Annotated in this window: 16 protein-coding genes; 7 read left to right on the forward strand and 9 right to left on the reverse strand. The window is 73.3% G+C overall.

The features are described 5' to 3' along the window. The first annotated feature begins 37 nt into the window (after positions 1-37). Positions 38-1,555 (forward strand): glycoside hydrolase family 3 protein, encoded by a 1,518-nt coding sequence (locus HT134_RS09860; RefSeq protein ID WP_175599819.1) that lies wholly within the window; start codon positions 38-40, stop codon positions 1,553-1,555. Positions 1,556-1,565: 10 nt separating this feature from the next. Here the strand turns inward: HT134_RS09860 and HT134_RS09865 are convergent, their stop codons facing one another. Further along, positions 1,566-2,744, reverse strand: a complete 1,179-nt coding sequence (locus tag HT134_RS09865; RefSeq protein ID WP_175599820.1) for an ROK family transcriptional regulator — start codon at positions 2,742-2,744, stop codon at positions 1,566-1,568. Between the two features lie 270 nt (positions 2,745-3,014). On the opposite strand from HT134_RS09865, the gene HT134_RS09870 reads away from it, so the two are divergent. Together HT134_RS09870 and HT134_RS09875 are read left to right on the forward strand one after the other, a co-directional pair. Then, entirely contained in the window at positions 3,015-3,464 is a 450-nt protein-coding gene (locus HT134_RS09870; protein ID WP_175599821.1) for an RrF2 family transcriptional regulator, read from the forward strand. A 49-nt stretch (positions 3,465-3,513) separates the two neighbouring features. Continuing rightward, a complete protein-coding gene (locus HT134_RS09875; RefSeq protein ID WP_175599822.1) occupies positions 3,514-4,299 on the forward strand; it encodes a DNA-formamidopyrimidine glycosylase family protein in 786 nt (261 codons plus the stop codon). On the opposite strand, the gene HT134_RS09880 is transcribed toward HT134_RS09875, so the two are convergent. The 6 genes from HT134_RS09880 to HT134_RS09905 form a co-directional block, all read right to left on the reverse strand. After that, positions 4,296-4,652: a helix-turn-helix domain-containing protein gene (locus HT134_RS09880; RefSeq protein WP_175599823.1), complete on the reverse strand. Its 357-nt coding sequence runs from the start codon at positions 4,650-4,652 to the stop codon at positions 4,296-4,298. The two genes, HT134_RS09875 and HT134_RS09880, sit on opposite strands and share 4 nt — an antisense overlap. 286 nt (positions 4,653-4,938) lie before the next feature. Then, on the reverse strand, positions 4,939-5,430 hold the full coding sequence (locus tag HT134_RS09885) for a CinA family protein (protein WP_175599824.1): 492 nt from the start codon (positions 5,428-5,430) through the stop codon (positions 4,939-4,941). Between the two features lie 2 nt (positions 5,431-5,432). Then, positions 5,433-6,005 (reverse strand): CDP-diacylglycerol--glycerol-3-phosphate 3-phosphatidyltransferase, encoded by a 573-nt coding sequence (pgsA, locus tag HT134_RS09890; RefSeq protein WP_175599825.1) that lies wholly within the window; start codon positions 6,003-6,005, stop codon positions 5,433-5,435. Beyond that, a complete protein-coding gene (gene rimO, locus HT134_RS09895; protein WP_175599826.1) occupies positions 6,002-7,411 on the reverse strand; it encodes a 30S ribosomal protein S12 methylthiotransferase RimO in 1,410 nt (469 codons plus the stop codon). Before rimO ends, pgsA begins: the two co-directional genes overlap by 4 nt. A gap of 46 nt (positions 7,412-7,457) precedes the next feature. Next, positions 7,458-8,279 carry a helix-turn-helix domain-containing protein gene (locus tag HT134_RS47590; protein WP_175599827.1) on the reverse strand — a complete coding sequence of 274 codons (822 nt, stop codon included), beginning with the start codon at positions 8,277-8,279 and terminating at the stop codon, positions 7,458-7,460. A gap of 78 nt (positions 8,280-8,357) precedes the next feature. After that, positions 8,358-10,706, reverse strand: coding sequence for a DNA translocase FtsK (locus HT134_RS09905; RefSeq protein WP_246363613.1), 2,349 nt, complete (start codon positions 10,704-10,706; stop codon positions 8,358-8,360). Between HT134_RS09905 and HT134_RS45415 the strand changes: the two genes are divergently transcribed. Next, positions 10,696-10,998 (forward strand): hypothetical protein, encoded by a 303-nt coding sequence (locus tag HT134_RS45415; protein WP_246363615.1) that lies wholly within the window; start codon positions 10,696-10,698, stop codon positions 10,996-10,998. The two genes, HT134_RS09905 and HT134_RS45415, sit on opposite strands and share 11 nt — an antisense overlap. Here the strand turns inward: HT134_RS45415 and HT134_RS09910 are convergent. Beyond that, positions 10,980-11,927 carry an aldose epimerase family protein gene (locus HT134_RS09910; RefSeq protein WP_175599829.1) on the reverse strand — a complete coding sequence of 316 codons (948 nt, stop codon included), beginning with the start codon at positions 11,925-11,927 and terminating at the stop codon, positions 10,980-10,982. The two genes, HT134_RS45415 and HT134_RS09910, sit on opposite strands and share 19 nt — an antisense overlap. Beyond that, positions 11,924-12,895, reverse strand: coding sequence for a LacI family DNA-binding transcriptional regulator (locus HT134_RS09915; protein ID WP_175599830.1), 972 nt, complete (start codon positions 12,893-12,895; stop codon positions 11,924-11,926). Before HT134_RS09915 ends, HT134_RS09910 begins: the two co-directional genes overlap by 4 nt. Positions 12,896-13,119: 224 nt before the next feature. Here HT134_RS09915 and HT134_RS09920 point away from each other — a divergent pair, with 224 nt between their 5' ends. Genes HT134_RS09920 through HT134_RS09930 form a run of 3 tightly spaced genes read left to right on the forward strand, consistent with a single transcriptional unit; the run spans position 13,120 to position 15,958 of the window. Beyond that, a complete protein-coding gene (locus tag HT134_RS09920) occupies positions 13,120-14,007 on the forward strand; it encodes an NAD-dependent epimerase/dehydratase family protein (protein WP_175599831.1) in 888 nt (295 codons plus the stop codon). Beyond that, positions 14,004-14,912 (forward strand): 5-dehydro-4-deoxyglucarate dehydratase, encoded by a 909-nt coding sequence (locus HT134_RS09925; protein ID WP_175599832.1) that lies wholly within the window; start codon positions 14,004-14,006, stop codon positions 14,910-14,912. Before HT134_RS09920 ends, HT134_RS09925 begins: the two co-directional genes overlap by 4 nt. Then, complete coding sequence (locus tag HT134_RS09930) at positions 14,912-15,958, forward strand: mandelate racemase/muconate lactonizing enzyme family protein (RefSeq protein ID WP_376768085.1); 1,047 nt, start codon at positions 14,912-14,914, stop codon at positions 15,956-15,958. The genes HT134_RS09925 and HT134_RS09930 overlap by 1 nt, the downstream gene beginning before the upstream one ends. Positions 15,959-15,960: the final 2 nt, after the last annotated feature.

The raw sequence follows: 15,960 nt of genomic DNA on the forward strand, positions 1-15,960 counted from the left end.
CCGTGCCGCGGACCGCCCTGTCCACGATTGAGGAGCCATGAGTCACAGTGATCGGGGGCTGCGCCGCCTCGCGGCGGGCACGCTGCTGGCCGCGTTCGAGGGCACGACCGCGCCCGGATGGGTGCTGAGAGAGCTGGAGAACGGCCTCGGCGGCGTCACGCTCTTCGGCTTCAACGTCACCGAGCCGGAGGCGCTGGCCGAGCTGACCGCCTCCCTGCGGGCGGCCGGCGACCCCGTCGTCTCGCTCGACGAGGAGGGCGGGGACGTCACCCGGCTCGCCTACCACGTCGGCAGCCCGTACCCGGGCAACGCCGCGCTCGGCGCGGTGGACGATCCCGACCTCACCCGCCGCGTCTACCGGGCGATCGGCGCGGAGCTGGTCGCCTGCGGGGTGAACCTCGACATGGCGCCGGACGCCGACGTCAACACCGCGGCGGACAACCCGGTCATCGGCACCAGGGCGTTCGGCGACGACCCGGAGCTGGTCGCCCGGCACACCGTGGCGGCCGTCGAGGGGCTCCAGGCGGTCGGGGTCGCCGCCTGCGTCAAGCACTTCCCCGGCCACGGCGCCACCACCGTGGACTCGCACCTGGACGTGCCGTTCGTGGACGTGCCGCTGGACGTGCTGCGCGCCAGGGAGCTCGCGCCGTTCCGGGCGGCCGTCGCCGCGGGCACCAAGTCGATCATGACGGCGCACGTCGCGGTGCCGGCGCTGACCGGCGACCGGCCGGCCACCCTCTCCCCGGCCGCGCTCACCGGGCTGCTGCGCGAGGAGCTCGGCTACCGGGGCGTGGTGATCTCCGACGCGCTCGACATGCAGGCCATCACCGACGGCGTGGGACTGGCCGAGGGGGCCGTCCAGTCCCTGGCCGCCGGCGCCGACCTGCTGTGCCTCGGGCCGAAGCCGGGGCCGGAGGACGTGGCGGGCATCATCGAGGCGATCGTGGCGGCGGCCCGGGAGGGGCGGCTGCCGGTGGAGCGCCTGGAGGAGGCCGCCGGCCGTACGGCGGCGCTGCGCACCTGGTTCGGCACGCGCGCCGGCGCGGCCCGGGAGGTCCGTTCCGCCGACGCGCCGGAGGGCGGACACGATGGCGCGACGGCGGAGGACGGGCGCGGCGAGGGCGGCGCGGGGGCGGCCTCGATCGGCCTGCACGCCGCGCGGCGCGCCGTCCGTCTCGACGGCTCGGCCGGGCCGCTGACCGACCCGCTGGTGGTGGAGGTGGACACGCCGCCCACCATCGCGGTCGGGGACGTGCCGTGGGGCGTCGCGCCGTGGCTGCCGCAGGCGGAGGTCGTCCGGGTACGGCCCGCCGACGCGGACGCGGGCGCCCTGCTGGAGCGCGCCGCCGGCCGGTCGCTGGTCGTGATCGTCAAGGACGCCCACCGCTACGCCGACAGCCGGGCGCTGGTGTCGGCGCTGGTGGCCGCCCGGCCCGACGCGATCGTGGTGGAGATGGGCCTGCCGGTGTGGCGGCCGGGCAGCGCCGCCTACATCGCCACGTACGGCGCGGCCCGCGCCAACGCCCAGGCGGCGATGGAGCTCCTCACCGCCTGACGGCGGGTTCTCAGGAGGCGAAGATCTCCTCGCGGGCCTGCTGGAGAGCGGCCAGGACGGCGCCGCGCAGCACCGGGTTGCCCTCCAGGGTGCTGGTCGTCACCTGGGGACGTACGGGGCAGATGCGGGCGACGGCCTCCTCCACCCGGGCGGTGAGGGCCCGCCCGCCCGCGTGGCCCACCTCGCCGCCCAGCACGACCAGCCCCGGGTCGAGGATCACGCACACGGCGGCCACCCCGAGCGCGAGCCGGTGGGCCAGCTCGTCCAGCAGCGGCTCGCCCCGGTCGCCCGCCGCCAGGGCCACCTCCACGCACTCCCGCGCGCCGGCCGCCGCGAAGCCGTAGCCGGCGGCGAGCTCGGCCACCGCCTCGGCGCTGACCAGCGACTGCAGGCCGCCCGCCAGCGCGGGCAGGCGCCCCGGCGAGGTGCGGATCTCCTCGGGCAGCGGCGCGCCCGGCACCGCGAGGTAGCCGATCTCGCCCGCGCTGCCCGAGCGGCCCCGGTGCAGCTTGCCGCCGAGCATGACGGCCAGGCCGAGCCCGCGGCCGGCCCACAGCAGCACGAAGTCGTCGAGGCCCTCGGCGGCGCCGTCGGCGCGCTCGGCGACGGCGGCGAGGTTGACGTCGTTCTCGATGGTGACCTCGCGCTTGAGCTCACCGGCCAGCGCCTCGTGGCTGCCCTCGTGCCAGCCCGGCAGGTCGAAGGCGTAGCGGACGTCGCCGGTGCGGGGGTCGACCACGCCGGGCGTGCCGATCACGACGCCGCGCAGCTTGCCGAGGCCGACCTTGGCGCTGCGGCAGGCCTTCAGGATGGCTCCGTGGACCACGGGGACGAGGTCGTCGTGGCCGTCGGGGGCGAAGGTCGCCTCCGCCACCGTGCGGCCGTGGATGTCGGCGACGGCCGCGGAGACCTGCTCCGGTCCGACCTCCAGGCCGGCCACGTACGCGCTGGAGGGGATGACGGAGTAGAGCGCCGCGTTGGGCCCCCGCCCGCCGGCCTGGGCGCCGACGACCTCGACCAGGCCGCGCTCCTCCAGCCGGGCGAGCGTCTGGGAGGCGGTGACCTTGGACAGGCCGGTCAGGTCGCCGATCTGCCCCCGGGTCATCGGACCCGTGGAGAGCAGCAACTCGAGCGCGGCCCGGTCGTTGATCTCCCTCAGCAGTCTGGGCACACCAGGGCGTCGCTCCACGCTGAATCCCACCGTCTAATCGAAAAGGTTGTTGGAAGTTTAGCGCCCCTCCCGCCGCCGATCACCGCAGGTGAACGCGAGGATCCCTCGCGACGGCGGCCTCGTGGGCGCGCTCCCATCCTGGTCCGGACCGCGGACCGGCGCCGAGGGAGCGAAAACGGGTCCCCGGGAATGTCCGCGCAGGCAGGACCGCTGCCGCGACGCCGATCTTCCGCCCGTTCCGGCGGCCGCGCGCCTTATCACTGTTGACCAGGGGGGATAATCGACAACATGCGCCTATCCGCTCGTGTCGACTACGCCCTCCGTGCCGCCGCCGAACTCGCCGCAGCCGGTGCCGGCCCGACCACCGTGGGCGAGCTCGCCAAGGAGCAGGACATGCCGCCCAAGTACCTGGAGAACATCCTGCTGCAGATGCGCCGGGCGGGCCTGGTGCGCGGCCAGCGCGGCCCCGAGGGCGGCTACGTGCTGGCCCGCCCCGCGGCCCAGATCTCGCTCGCCGACGTGATCAGGGCGGTGGACGGGCCGCTGGCCAACGTCCGCGGCGAGCGTCCCGAGCACGTCGGCTACCGCGGCCCGGCCGAGTCGCTCCAGCAGGTCTGGATCGCGTTGCGGGCCACCGAGCGCTCCATCCTGGAGGAGGTCACGCTGGAGCAGGTCGCGAACGGCGCGCTGCCCGAGCGCGTCCGCCAGCTCGCCGCCGACCCCGCCGCCTGGGACTGACCCTCCGGCACCCCACAGGGCCTCGGGCGGCGCTTCCTAGACTGGAGGCATGCCCGAGGGAGACGCCGTCCACCGCACCGCCGCCCGGCTGCGCGGAGCGCTCGACGGGCGGGTGCTGACCAGGTCCGACTTCCGGGTGCCCCGCCACGCCACCGCCGACCTGCGCGGGCGCGCGGTGCTGACCACCGTGTCCCGGGGCAAGCACCTGCTCACCCGGGTGGAGGGCGGCCTGACCGTGCACACCCACCTGCGCATGGACGGGATCTGGCGGATCACGCCGGCCCGCCGCGCGGCGCCCCGGACGGGCGGCGACGGGGTACGGCTCGTGCTGGCCAACGCGGAGTGGGCGGCCATCGGCGTCAAGCTGGGGATGGTGGACCTGCTGCGGACCGCCGGCGAGTCACAGGTCGTGGGTCATCTCGGCCCCGACCTGCTCGGCGACGACTGGGACGCGGCCGAGGCGGTGCGGCGGCTGATGCGGGAGCCGGACAGGACGATCGGGGAGGCGCTGCTCGACCAGCGCAACCTGGCGGGGATCGGCACGATCTACCGCGCCGAGACGTTGTTCCTCAGCGGGATCTGGCCGTGGCGGAAGGTCGGGGAGGTGGCGGACCTGGAGGGGGCGGTCACACTGGCCCGGCGGCTGCTGGACGCGAACAAGGCTCACGCGGGCACCGTGACGACGGGCGATCGCCGTCCCGGCGCGCAGACCTGGGTCTACGGCAGGGCGGGGCAGCCCTGTCGCCGATGCGGCACGCGCATCAGCCGAGGGGAGATGGGGGCGCGGCCACAGGAACGGCTGATCCTGTGGTGCGGGGCCTGCCAGCCTCGCTAGGCGGCCACCATGTTCTTGACCTCGGGGAACACGGAGTCGGAGATCGATCCGGGCACCGAGTCGGACAAGGGGATGCGCTCGTGGTCGGGGACGTCGGCGAGAACGGGGGCAGCCTGCAGCTCGGCCAGGGCGAACTGGTCGGACACCTCACGCAGGACCTGCGACAGCGGAATGCCCAGGGCGCCGCAGATCGAGGCCAGCAACTCGGAGGACGCTTCCTTCTGGCCACGCTCGACCTCGGACAAGTAGCCGAGCGAGACCCGCGCCAACGTGGACACCTCTCGGAGAGTGCGTCCCTGCCGCACGCGCAACCGCCTCAGCACGTCGCCGAGCAGCTGACGCAGCAAAATCATCTGTCGCTCCCTCCCCGGGGTGGAGGTCTTCACCACGCCCCGCGCGATCGGATCGTGCCGCCCGTCCTTCTTCTTCGCTTGGTACATGCTCCTCGCCGTCATCATGGGGCCCTGCCGTCCCCGGATCGTCGCTCCCGGCCCGTCATGCGACACACCCGGCCTGCCTGCCGGGCGCTCGCTGCTTGACGTTGGCTCACGGACCTCACTCACAGCTCCACCGTACCTGTATCGACCGACACCGCGTCAGACCGTGCCTGTCATGTTCGCTCGGGACGTAACACGGTAATCACCCGGAATGTTCCCCCTTGTTCGGCTTAAGCACACCTGTAAGTAGATCAACCGCCTCGTCCACCGTCTTTACCCTGATACGTTCGCGGGATCCCTGGAGCCTCAACTCTCGCGCCCAGATTTCTCCGCCGGGCCCGCTGACGGCGACGTGCACGGTGCCGACGGGCTTGCCGTCCTGCGGCTCGGGCCCCGCCACCCCGGTCACCGCCAGCCCGTACGTCGCCGCGCACAGCCGGGCCACGCCCGCGGCCATCGCCGCCGCGACGTCCGGATGGACCGCCCCCTCCCGGGCCAGCAGGTCGTCCGGCACCCCCAGCAGCGCGTGCTTCAGGTCCGTGGCGTAGGAGACCACCCCACCCCGGAACGCCTTGGACGCCCCCGGCACCGACGTGATCGTCGCCCCGATGAGCCCCCCGGTCAGCGACTCGGCCACGGCGAGCGTGGCACCCCGCTCCACGAGCAGCGTGATCGCCTCGGCGGCCGGCGCCATGCTCACTCCCCTCTGGCCTGCCGCGCCACCTTGCGCAGCTTGACCGCGCGGACCACATAGTCGACACCCGTGGCCACCGTCACCACCAGGGCGGCCCCCATGACCACCCAGCGCAGCTCCTCGGGCACCCCGGGCAGGATGTACAGGACGATGGCCGCGATCTGCAGCACCGTCTTGACCTTGCCGCCGTAGCTGGCCGGGATGATCGCCCGGCGGATCAGCACGAAGCGCAGCACCGTGATGCCCAGCTCACGGCCGAGGATCACCAGCGTGACCCACCAGGGCAGCTCGCCGAGGATCGACAGGCACACCATCGCCGCCCCGGTCAGCGCCTTGTCGGCGATCGGATCGGCGATCTTGCCGAAGTCGGTGATCAGCCCGTACCGGCGGGCCAGCTCACCGTCGAGGTGATCGGTGATGGACGCCACGGCGAACACCGCCAGCGCCGCCAGGCGCCAGCCCGTGCCCGGCAGGAAGAGGCAGAAGACGAAGAAGGGGACGAGCGCCAACCGCAGGACCGTGAGGACGTTGGCGATGTTCCACGGGCTGACCACGCGGCGCTCGTCCCTCGTCATGGGCCGGCCTTGATGCGGGCGATCAGGTCGACCCCCTCGGCGTCGACCACGACCGCGCGCACAATCTGCCCCCGGACCAGGCCGATGCCCTGCACGGTCACGGACCCGTCGACCTCCGGCCCCTGGTGGGCGGCCCGGCCCTCGTAGCCGCCGTCACCGAGGTCGTCGTCGATGAGCACGTCGACCTCGGTGCCGATGCGCTCCTCGGCCCGCTGCGCGGTCAGCTCCTCGGCCAGCTCGGTCAGCACCCGCACGCGCTCGTCGACGACCTCCTGGTCGAGCTTGCCGTCGAAGCCGGCCGCCTCGGTGCCGTCCTCGTCGGAGTAGCCGAACACGCCGATGACGTCGAGCCGCGCCCGCTCCAGGAAGCCGACCAGCTCGCCGAACTCCTCCTCGGTCTCGCCGGGGAAGCCCACGATGAAGTTGGAGCGCACACCCGCCTCCGGGGCGCGCTCGCGGATGCTGTCCAGCAGCCCGAGGAAGCGCTCCGGGTCGCCGAAACGGCGCATCCGGCGCAGCACCGTGCCGCTGGCGTGCTGGAAGGACAGGTCGAAGTACGGGGCGATCCCCTCGGTGCCCGCGATGACCTCCAGCAGCCCCGGCCGCAGCTCGGCCGGCTGCAGGTAGCTCACCCGCACCCGGTCGATGCCCTCGACGGCGGCCAGGCGCGGCAGCAGCTTCTCCAGCGCCCGCAGGTCGCCGAGGTCCTTGCCGTAGGAGGTGGAGTTCTCGCTGACCAGGACCAGCTCGCGCACGCCCCGGTGGGCGAGCCAGTCGGCCTCGGCCAGCAGCTCCTCGGGGTCGCGCGAGACGTAGGCGCCGCGGAAGGCCGGGATGGCGCAGAACGTGCAGCGCCGGTCGCAGCCGGAGGCGAGCTTGAGCGAGGCGACCGGGCTCTCGTCGAGCCGCTTGCGCAGCACGCGGGGGCCGCTGGCGGGGGCCAGCCCCTCGGGCAGGTCGCCGTGGCCCGGGATGGCGGCCTTGGGGGCCGCCGCCCGGTCGACGGGCGAGATGGGCAGCAGGGTGCGGCGGTCACGCGGGGTGTGCGGCTTGAGCGGCCGCCCGGCGAGCACGTCGTCGAGGCGGCCGCCGATCTCGGCGTAGTCGTCGAAGGAGATGACCGCGCTGGCCTCGGGCAACGCCTCGGCCAGCTCGTTGCCGTAGCGCTCGGCCATGCAGCCCGCGGCGACCACCTTGGCCCCGGAGTCGGCCGCGGCCAGCAGCGTGTCGATGGAGTCCTTCTTCGCCGAGTCGATGAAGCCACACGTGTTGACGACGACGACGTCGGGGTCGTCGTCGCCCAGCTGCCAGCCGGCAGCCTCAAGTCGCGCGGCCAGCTCCTCGGAGTCGACCTCGTTGCGCGCGCAGCCCAGGGTGATCAGCGATGCGGTTCGGCGGGATGACATGGTGAACACTACGGTATCGGGAGTTGGCCACCACCCGATGCACCGGCTACCTCGCAGGAGGCGCCGGCGGCCCGAACGAGCGGCGCACGCTCTGCCCGCGCGACCCCAGCTTGCCCACCTTCTTGCCGTTGACCTGCACCGACACCGCCGTGGCGTCGCTGACCTCAAGGTCGACCCGGTTGAGGGCCCGCCAGGTGGAGGTCATGCCCGCCTCCATCATCCCGGCGAACAGCTTGTGCCCCTCGGCGTCGGCGACGTTGACGTAGGACGACCGCTTGGCCTTGACCTGGACCACGACCTGGTTGGCGGCGACGGTCGGCTTCGCGCTCGCGCCCGCCCGCGGCGGTGCCTGCTTGGCCCGCTGGTGCACCCCGGGGGCCGGCAGGCTGGGCACGGCGGGGATCTGCTCCACCCCCGCCTCCGGCGTGCCGCCGGCGCCGCCCATGACGCGCACGACGCCGAAGACGACGACGAGGCTCAGCGCCACGCCCAGGGCCATCGACCAGTTGGGCGAGCGCCGCTCGGCCGCGCGCAGCCGGCGGTCGGTGCGGAAGACGCTGGCCATGCGCACCGCGGGCGGGTCACCGCCGTGCAGCTCGTCGTAGAGGTGGACCATGGCCTCGGGATCGAGGCCGAGCGCCCTGGACAGCGCCTTGATGTGCCCGCGCTCGTAGAAGTCGCCGCCGCACTGCGAGAACTCGTCGCGCTCGAAGGCGTGGATGATCGCCTCGCGTATGCGCGTGATCGCGCTGAGCTGCTCGACCGTCATGCCCGCCGAGCGCCGGGCGGCGGCGAGCACGGCCCCGATGCTCCGCGTCTCCACCCCCGGCGCCGGCGCGCCCTGCTCCTGTGTCCTCTGGTCCTCCACGGCGCACGCCTCCCAGCCCCCGACGATGCGTAGTCAGTCCTATTCAACCAGTAATCGCCGAGGTTGGACACACCGGGGTCATCCGCCGCGCAGGTCGGCCAGCAGGGCGGGCAGGTCGTCGGGCTTGACCAGCACCTCGCGGGCCTTGGAGCCCTCGCTGGGGCCGACCACGTCGCGGCTCTCCAGCAGGTCCATCAGCCGGCCGGCCTTGGCGAAGCCGACGCGCAGCTTGCGCTGGAGCATCGAGGTCGAGCCGAACTGGGTCGTCACGATCAGCTCGGCCGCCTGGATCAGCAGCTCCAGGTCGTCGCCGATGTCCTCGTCGATCTCCCGCTTGACCGGCGCGGCGGCCACGTCCTCGCGGTACTCGGCCTGCATCTGCGTCTTGCAGTGCGCGACGATCTCGGCGATCTCCTTCTCCGAGACGAACGCGTTCTGGATGCGGATGGGCTTGCTCGCGCCCATCGGCAGGAACAGCGCGTCGCCCTGGCCGACCAGCTTGTCGGCGCCGGGCTGGTCGAGGATGACCCGCGAGTCGGTGAGCGAGGAGACGGCGAAGGCCAGCCGGGAGGGGACGTTGGCCTTGATGAGGCCGGTGACGACGTCCACGGACGGCCGCTGGGTGGCGATCACGAGGTGGATGCCGGCGGCGCGGGCGAGCTGGGTGATGCGCACGATCGAGTCCTCGACGTCGCGGGGGGCGACCATCATGAGGTCGGCCAGCTCGTCGACGATCACCAGCAGGTACGGGTAGGGCTGGTAGACCCGCTCGCTGCCCGGCGGCGGCTGGAGCTTGCCGGCCCGCACGGCCTTGTTGAACTCGTCCACGTGCCGGAACCCCGAGGCGGCCAGGTCGTCGTAGCGGCGATCCATCTCGCCCACCACCCATTCGAGGGCCTCGGCGGCCTTCTTCGGGTTGGTGATGATCGGGGTGATCAGGTGGGGGATGCCCTCGTACACCGAGAGCTCCACCCGCTTGGGGTCGACGAGCACCATGCGCACCTCGTCGGGCGTGGCCCGCATGAGGATCGAGGTGATCAGGCCGTTGACGCAGACGGACTTGCCCGCGCCGGTGGCGCCCGCGATGAGCAGGTGGGGCATCTTGGCGAGGTTGGCCACGATGGTGCGGCCCTCGACGTCCTTGCCCAGCCCGACGATCATCGGGTGGTGGTCGGCCTGGGCCACCTGGGCGCGCAGCACGTCGCCGAGCGCCACGAGGTCCTTGTCGGCGTTGGGGATCTCGACGCCGATGGCCGACTTGCCGGGGATGGGCGACAGGATGCGCACGTCGGCCGACTTCACGGCGTAGGCGATGTTCTTGGTGAGCGCGGTGACCTTCTCCACCTTCACGGCGGGGCCGAGCTCGATCTCGTAGCGGGTCACCGTGGGGCCGCGGGTGAAGCCGATCACCTGGGCGTCGATGCCGAACTGCTCCAGCACGCTGGTGAGCGCGTTGACCACGACGGAGTTGGCCTTGGTCTGCGGCTTGGGCGGGGTGCCCTGCTTGAGGAACTGCAGGTCGGGCAGCGCGTACGGGCCGGCCTGCGGCGACAGGACGAGCTGCTCGACCTTGCGCGGCGCGGGCGTCGGCTCGGGCGGCTCCGGGCGGCGGACCGGCTCGGGCGCGGGCGGCTCCTCCTCCACCAGGCCGGGCACGATCTCGGGCGCGTGGTCGGGCCGCTTGTCCTGGTCGGCGAGGACGGGCGTGTCGTACGGCGGCTGGCCCTCGCGCTCCGGCGCGTCCTCGGCGCTCTTGCGGACCCGGCGCGGGCGCCTGGCCTCGGGCCGCGGGGTGCCGGCCGGGGCGGCGCCCTTCTGCTCGAACAGCAGGTGGCGCAGCTCCGACAGCCGCTCGGGGATCCGGTGGACCGGCGTGGCGGTGATCACCAGGACGCCGAAGCCGGACAGCATGAGCAGGAGCGGGATCGTGATCCACGAGGGCAGGATGCTCATGGGCGGGGCCGAGACGATGAACCCGATGAGGCCGCCCGCCTGGGCGACCCGGTCCATGCCGTCGTTGGCGGTCCCCGCGGGGTTGGGGTAGGGCACGTCGTTGGCCACGTGGATGACGCCGAGCACGCCGATCAGCAGCGCGCTCCAGCCGATCACCATGCGGCCGGTGTCGGCGTTCTGGTCGGGGTGGCGCAGGTAGCGCCAGGCCAGCAGGCCGAGCAGCAGCGGCAGCGCCCACGCCAGCGAGCCGAACATGGCGCGCACGACCACGTTGACGACGGTGGAGACCGTGCCCTCGGAGGCGCGCCAGGTCATCGCGGCCAGCACGATGGCGCCGGCCAGGACCGCGAGGCCCACGCCGTCGCGCCGGTGGGCGGGGTCGAGCTCGCGGGCGTTCTTGCCGAGCGCGCGGGCCGCGCCGCCGATGCCGTTGGCCACGAGCATCCACAGCCCGACGACGAGCTTGCCGATCATCGTGAAGACCCACGTGATCGGGTCCTGGTGGGTCAGGGACGCCTTGCGGGCCGGCGCGGAGCCCCTCGCCCTCGAACGCCCCGACGACGTGGATCCGCGCTTCGCGGGGGCCGGGCGCGGGCTGGTCGACCGCTTCGCCGGCCCCTTCGATGCGCTTTTCGGCGTACGGGTGGCCATGATGCCAAAGGTACGTCGGAGACACCGGCGAACGCACTCAGGCTCGCCGATGACCGCCGCGATCCGGTATCAGCCGGACACCTCGGACCGCTCGCGTCAGGCCGGGAAGCGGTAGGTGGTGGTGGAGGTGAAGCGCTCGCCGGGCCGCAGCACCGTGGAGGGGAACTCCGGCCGGTTGGGCGAGTCGGGGAAGTGCTGGGTCTCCAGGCAGAAGCCCGCGTGCGGCCCGTACGGCGTGGCGGCGCCGTCGAGCATGCCGCCGGCGTAGAACTGCACGCCGGGCTCGGTGGTGGTGACCTCCATGGTCAGGCCGCTGACGGGCTCGACGACGCGCATGTCGCCCGAGCCGTCCAGGACGAAGCAGTGGTCGTAGGCCCCGTCGAGGCGGGCGCCGATGGCGTGGGGCGTGGTGAAGTCGAACGGCGTGCCCTTGACCGCGGCGAGCTCCCCGGTGGGGATCTTGTCGTCGTCGACGGGCAGGTAGTGCTCGGCGCCGATGCGGATCTCGTGGCCGAGCACGTCGCCGCCGCCGGCGAGGTTGAAGTAGGAGTGGTTGGTCAGGTTGAGCACGGTCGGCGCGTCGGTCTCGGCGGCGTAGTCGATGCGCAGGGCGTCGCCGTCGACCGTGTAGGTGACCGAGGCGGTCAGCGTGCCGGGGTAGCCCTGGTCGCCGTCGGGGCTGGTCAGGGTGAGCGTCACGGACGTGTCACCGGCGTCGGCGACCGTCCAGACCTTGCTGTCGAACCCCTCGACGCCGCCGTGGAGGCTGGCGGAGCCGTTGTTGCGCGGCAGGGTGTGGGTGACGCCGTCCAGGGTGAAGGAGCCGTTCGCGATGCGGTTGCCGTACCTGCCGACGACCGCCCCGAAGTAGCGGCTGCGGGTCAGGTAGTCCTCCAGCGTGTCCAGCCCGAGCACCACGTCGACGCCCGACACCTCCAGCGACTGGAGCACGGCGCCGTAGCTGAGCACGGCGGCCCGCAGCCGCCCGGAGGTCAGCTCGAAGCGTTCGACGCGCTCCCCCGACGGCAGTGTTCCGAACATCATGTGCGTGCCTCTCCCGTGGACTCTCGGACGATCAGGGTGGTCTCCAGCATCGTGACACCCGTGGCCGCCTCGGCGTCGACCGACTGCAGCAGCATGTCGACGGCGATGCGGCCGGCCGCCGCGGTGGGCATGGCGATGGTGGTGAGCTTGGGGCGGCCGAGCCGGCCGGCCACGATGTCGTCGACGCCGATCACGCTCACGTCGCGCGGCACCTCGACGCCGCGCTCGGCGAGGCCCTCGACGAGCCCGATGGCGACGAGGTCGTTGTAGGCGAGGACGCCGGTCGCGCCGGAGGCCACCACGTCGGCGGCGGCGGCCAGGCCGCCCAGCTCGGTCGGCGGGTTGGGGCCGAGGAAGACGACGTCCACCTCGTTCATCGCGGCGGCCGCCTCCTGCATCTCCTTGCTGGTCCACGACCCGCTCGGGCCGGTGACCACGGCCAGCCGGCGGTGGCCGAGCCCGGTGAGGTGCTCGACGGCCAGGCGGGCTCCGCGCCCGACGTCCATGAGGACCGTGGGCATGCCCTTGACCCTGCGGTTGACCAGGACGAACGGGATCTCCTCGCGCAGGCGCTCTATCGTCCTGTTGGTCAGGCGCGGGCTGCACAGCAGGACGCCGTCGACCTGTTTGGTGAGGGTCTGGATCAGATCCTCCTCGGCCTTCGGGTCCTCGTCGGTGTCGGCCACGAAGACGTGGTAGTCGCGCAGCCGGGCCTGGGCCTGGGCGGCCTTGATGAGCGGCGGGAAGAAGGGGTTGGCGATGTCGGCCACGATGAGGCCGAGGTTGTGGGTGCGGCCGGTGGTCAGCGCGCGGGCGGCGCGGTTGGGCCGGTAGCCGAGGTCCTCGGCGACCGCCAGCACGCGGGTGCGGGTCTCCGGGTTGACCAGGTGCGGCGCGGAGAAGGAGCGCGACACCGTGGAGACGTGGACACCGGAAGCGCGGGCCACGTCGCGAATCGTCACTGCCACGCCTGGCCTCCTCCGACCACAGCTGTACTTTAGTGCAAGCGTTTGTATTGCTGTCAATGAGCCGTCGCCGCCTGGCCAGCACCGTCGGCGCACCACCCTATCCCTATGTTCCCCCAAGTGGGAGGGGCGGCCACCCCGTCGCCGCTTGACGTTGCCGGAACGAAACCTCAATACTTTTTGCAACCGGTTGCCGAACCCGAACCCCAGGAGTGGTGAAAGATCCGATGACACGAACACTGGTGACCGGGAGCGCCGGCCGGCTCGGGCGCAGCGTGGTCGCCACATTGGCGCAGGCCGGCCACGAGGTGATCGGGGTCGACGTCGCGCCGGGCACTCCCCCGGAGGCGGCCGCCACGCTGCCCGCCGACCTGACCGACCTCGGCCAGGCGTACGACGTCCTCAACCGCTTCCGCCCCGACGTGGTGGTCCACCTGGCCGCCATCGCGACGCCGTTCAGCCGGCCCGAGGGCGTCATCTACCGGACCAACACCCAGCTCGCCTTCAACGTCTGCGAGGCGGCGAGCGGCACCGGGGTCGGCCGGGTGGTCGTCGCCAGCAGCCCCACCGTCATCGGCTACGGCGCGCCGCGCGGGTGGGCGCCGCGCTACCTGCCGATCGACGAGGAGCACCCGGCCGAGCCATGGAACGCCTACAGCCTGTCCAAGCTGGTGGCCGAGCAGACCATGGCCGCCTTCGCGCGCGCCTCGCAGACCAGGTACGCGGCCGTGCGGCCGTGCTTCGTGGTGGCCCCCGAGGAGTGGGCCGGCGCGCCCACCCAGTCCGGCCACACGATCGCCGAGCGGCTGGACCGGCCGGAGATCGCCGGGGTGTCGCTGTTCAACTACATCGACGCGCGCGACGCCTCCGAGATGATCTCCGTCCTGATCGACCGCATGGGTGACGTGCCGAGCGGCGAGGTCTTCTTCGCCGGCGCGGCCGACGCCCTCGCCCGAGAGCCCCTGGCGGAGCTGCTGCCCGCCGTCAACCCCGCCACCGCGGCCGCCGCCGCCGCGCTGACCGGCACCGCCCCCGCCTTCTCCTCGGCCAAGGCCGAGCGGCTGCTGGGCTGGACCCCCAAGCGCGACTGGCGAACCGAACTGGAGATCGGATGAACCTCAGCGGGATCCTCTTCTTCCCGGTCACACCGTTCGACGCCGAGGGGCGCCTGGCCGAGGAGGTGCTGGCCGAGCACATCGGGCGCGGCCTGGAGCACCGGCCGGGCGCCGTCTTCGTCGCCTGCGGAACCGGCGAGTTCCCCGCGCTGTCGGAGGCCGAGCACGAGGCGGCGGTCCGGGTGGCCGTCACGGCGGCGCGGGGCGGGACCCCGGTGCTGGCCGGCGCGGGCGGGCCGCTCGGCTCGGCGCTGCGCCAGGCGCGCGCGGCCCGCGAGGCGGGCGCCGACGGGCTGCTGCTCATGCCGCCGTACCTGGCGATGGGGCCGCGCGAGGGCTTCACCGCGTACGTGCGGGCGGTCGCCGAGGTGCTCCCCGTGATCATCTACATGCGCGGCTCGGTGGTGCTCACCCCCGAGCAGGTGGTGGAGCTGGCCCGGATCCCCGGCGTCGTCGGCCTGAAGGACGGGCTGGGCGACATCGACCTCATCCAGCGGGTCGTCCTGGCCGTGCGGCGCGAGATCGGGCCGGGCTTCGCGTTCTTCAACGGGCTGCCGACGGCCGAGCTGACCATGGGCGCCTACCGGGGCATCGGCGTCGAGCTGTACTCCTCCGCGGTGTTCGCGTTCGCCCCGGAGATCGCCACCGCCTACCTCGCGGGCGCCGAGAGCCTGATCACCGAGTTCTACGAGCCGCTCGTACGGCTGCGCTCCAAGGTCCCGGGGTACGCCGTGTCGCTGGTCAAGGCCGGGGTGCGACTGACCGGCCTGGACCCGGGCCCGGTGCGGCCCCCACTGGTGGACGCCGCGCCCGAGCACGTGGCCGAGCTGGCGGAGCTCGTCCGGCACGGCAGGGCCGTCGCGGCCGCGCACGGCAAGGCCACGGCGACGGCGGCCGGCAGGTGATCCGCGACCTGCGGGTGAGCGCCCGCACGGCCGCCCTGCCGCGGCCCTGGGGGCCGGACGTGCCCGTCAACCACGTGCTGGTCGTCGAGGTGGTCCTGGAGGACGGCCGCGTCGGCACGGGCTTCTCCTGGACGCCGCAGATCGGCGCGCGGGCCGTGCGGGCGCTGCTGGAGCACGACGTGCGCGAGGCGGTCGTCGGCCTCGACCCGCACCCGGAGGTGGTGTGGGACCGGCTCTGGCGGCACCTGCGCGAGGCGGGCCCCGGCGGCCTCACCACCATCGCGCTCGCCGGCGTGGACCTCGCGCTGTGGGACCTGCGGTGCGGCGAGCGCGGGATCGTGGACGTGCTCGGCCGCCGCAGGGACACCGTCCCCGTCTACGGCAGCGGCGTCAACCTGCACTACTCGCTGGAGGAACTGGTCGCGCAGGCGGAGCGGTGGAAGGCCGCCGGCCATCCGGCCGTCAAGATCAAGGTGGGCCGGCCCGACCTGCGCGAGGACGTCGAGCGGGTGGCGGCGGTCCGCGAGGTGATCGGCCCCGACCGGCTGCTGATGATCGACGCCAACCAGCGCTGGGACCTGCACCGGGCCCGCCGCGCGGTCGAGGAGCTGGCCCCGTACGGGCTGCACTGGCTGGAGGAGCCGCTGCCGGCCGACGACGTGGCCGCGCACGTGGAGCTGCGCCGGTCGGTGGACGTGCCGATCGCGGTCGGCGAGAACGTCTACACCGTCTACGGCTTCCGCGACCTGCTGACGGCGGGCGCCTGCGACGTGGTGCAGCCCAACGTGGTCAGGGTGGGCGGCATCACGCCGTTCCTGCGCATCGCGGAGCTGGCGCGGGCGTTCGGCGTGCCCGTCCACCCCCACCTGCTGCCCGACCTGTCGGCGCAGCTCGCGCTCACGCTGCCGCTGCCGTGCATGGCCGAGGAGGTCGAGGACGCCTCGTTCGCGGCCCTCGGGCTGCTGGAGGAGCCGTACCCGGTCCGGGTGAGCGGTGGGAAGCTGAGCGTCGGCGAGCACCGGGGCCTCGGGCTCCGCTGGAGGTGAGC

This window comes from Nonomuraea rhodomycinica, assembly GCF_013363995.1.
Taxonomy (GTDB): domain Bacteria; phylum Actinomycetota; class Actinomycetes; order Streptosporangiales; family Streptosporangiaceae; genus Nonomuraea; species Nonomuraea rhodomycinica.

Coding starts and splice junctions, on each gene's coding strand:
- HT134_RS09925 (WP_175599832.1), top strand. CDS start 14,004: ATGAACCTCAGCGGGATCCTCTTCTTCCCGGTCACACCGTTCGACGCC.
- HT134_RS09905 (WP_246363613.1), bottom strand. CDS start 10,706: ATGATCGGCAAGCTCGTCGTCGGGCTGTGGATGCTCGTGGCCAACGGC.
- HT134_RS09870 (WP_175599821.1), top strand. CDS start 3,015: ATGCGCCTATCCGCTCGTGTCGACTACGCCCTCCGTGCCGCCGCCGAA.
- HT134_RS09860 (WP_175599819.1), top strand. CDS start 38: ATGAGTCACAGTGATCGGGGGCTGCGCCGCCTCGCGGCGGGCACGCTG.
- HT134_RS09920 (WP_175599831.1), top strand. CDS start 13,120: ATGACACGAACACTGGTGACCGGGAGCGCCGGCCGGCTCGGGCGCAGC.
- pgsA (WP_175599825.1), bottom strand. CDS start 6,005: ATGACGAGGGACGAGCGCCGCGTGGTCAGCCCGTGGAACATCGCCAAC.
- HT134_RS09910 (WP_175599829.1), bottom strand. CDS start 11,927: ATGATGTTCGGAACACTGCCGTCGGGGGAGCGCGTCGAACGCTTCGAG.
- HT134_RS09880 (WP_175599823.1), bottom strand. CDS start 4,652: ATGATTTTGCTGCGTCAGCTGCTCGGCGACGTGCTGAGGCGGTTGCGC.
- HT134_RS09875 (WP_175599822.1), top strand. CDS start 3,514: ATGCCCGAGGGAGACGCCGTCCACCGCACCGCCGCCCGGCTGCGCGGA.
- HT134_RS09885 (WP_175599824.1), bottom strand. CDS start 5,430: ATGGCGCCGGCCGCCGAGGCGATCACGCTGCTCGTGGAGCGGGGTGCC.
- rimO (WP_175599826.1), bottom strand. CDS start 7,411: ATGTCATCCCGCCGAACCGCATCGCTGATCACCCTGGGCTGCGCGCGC.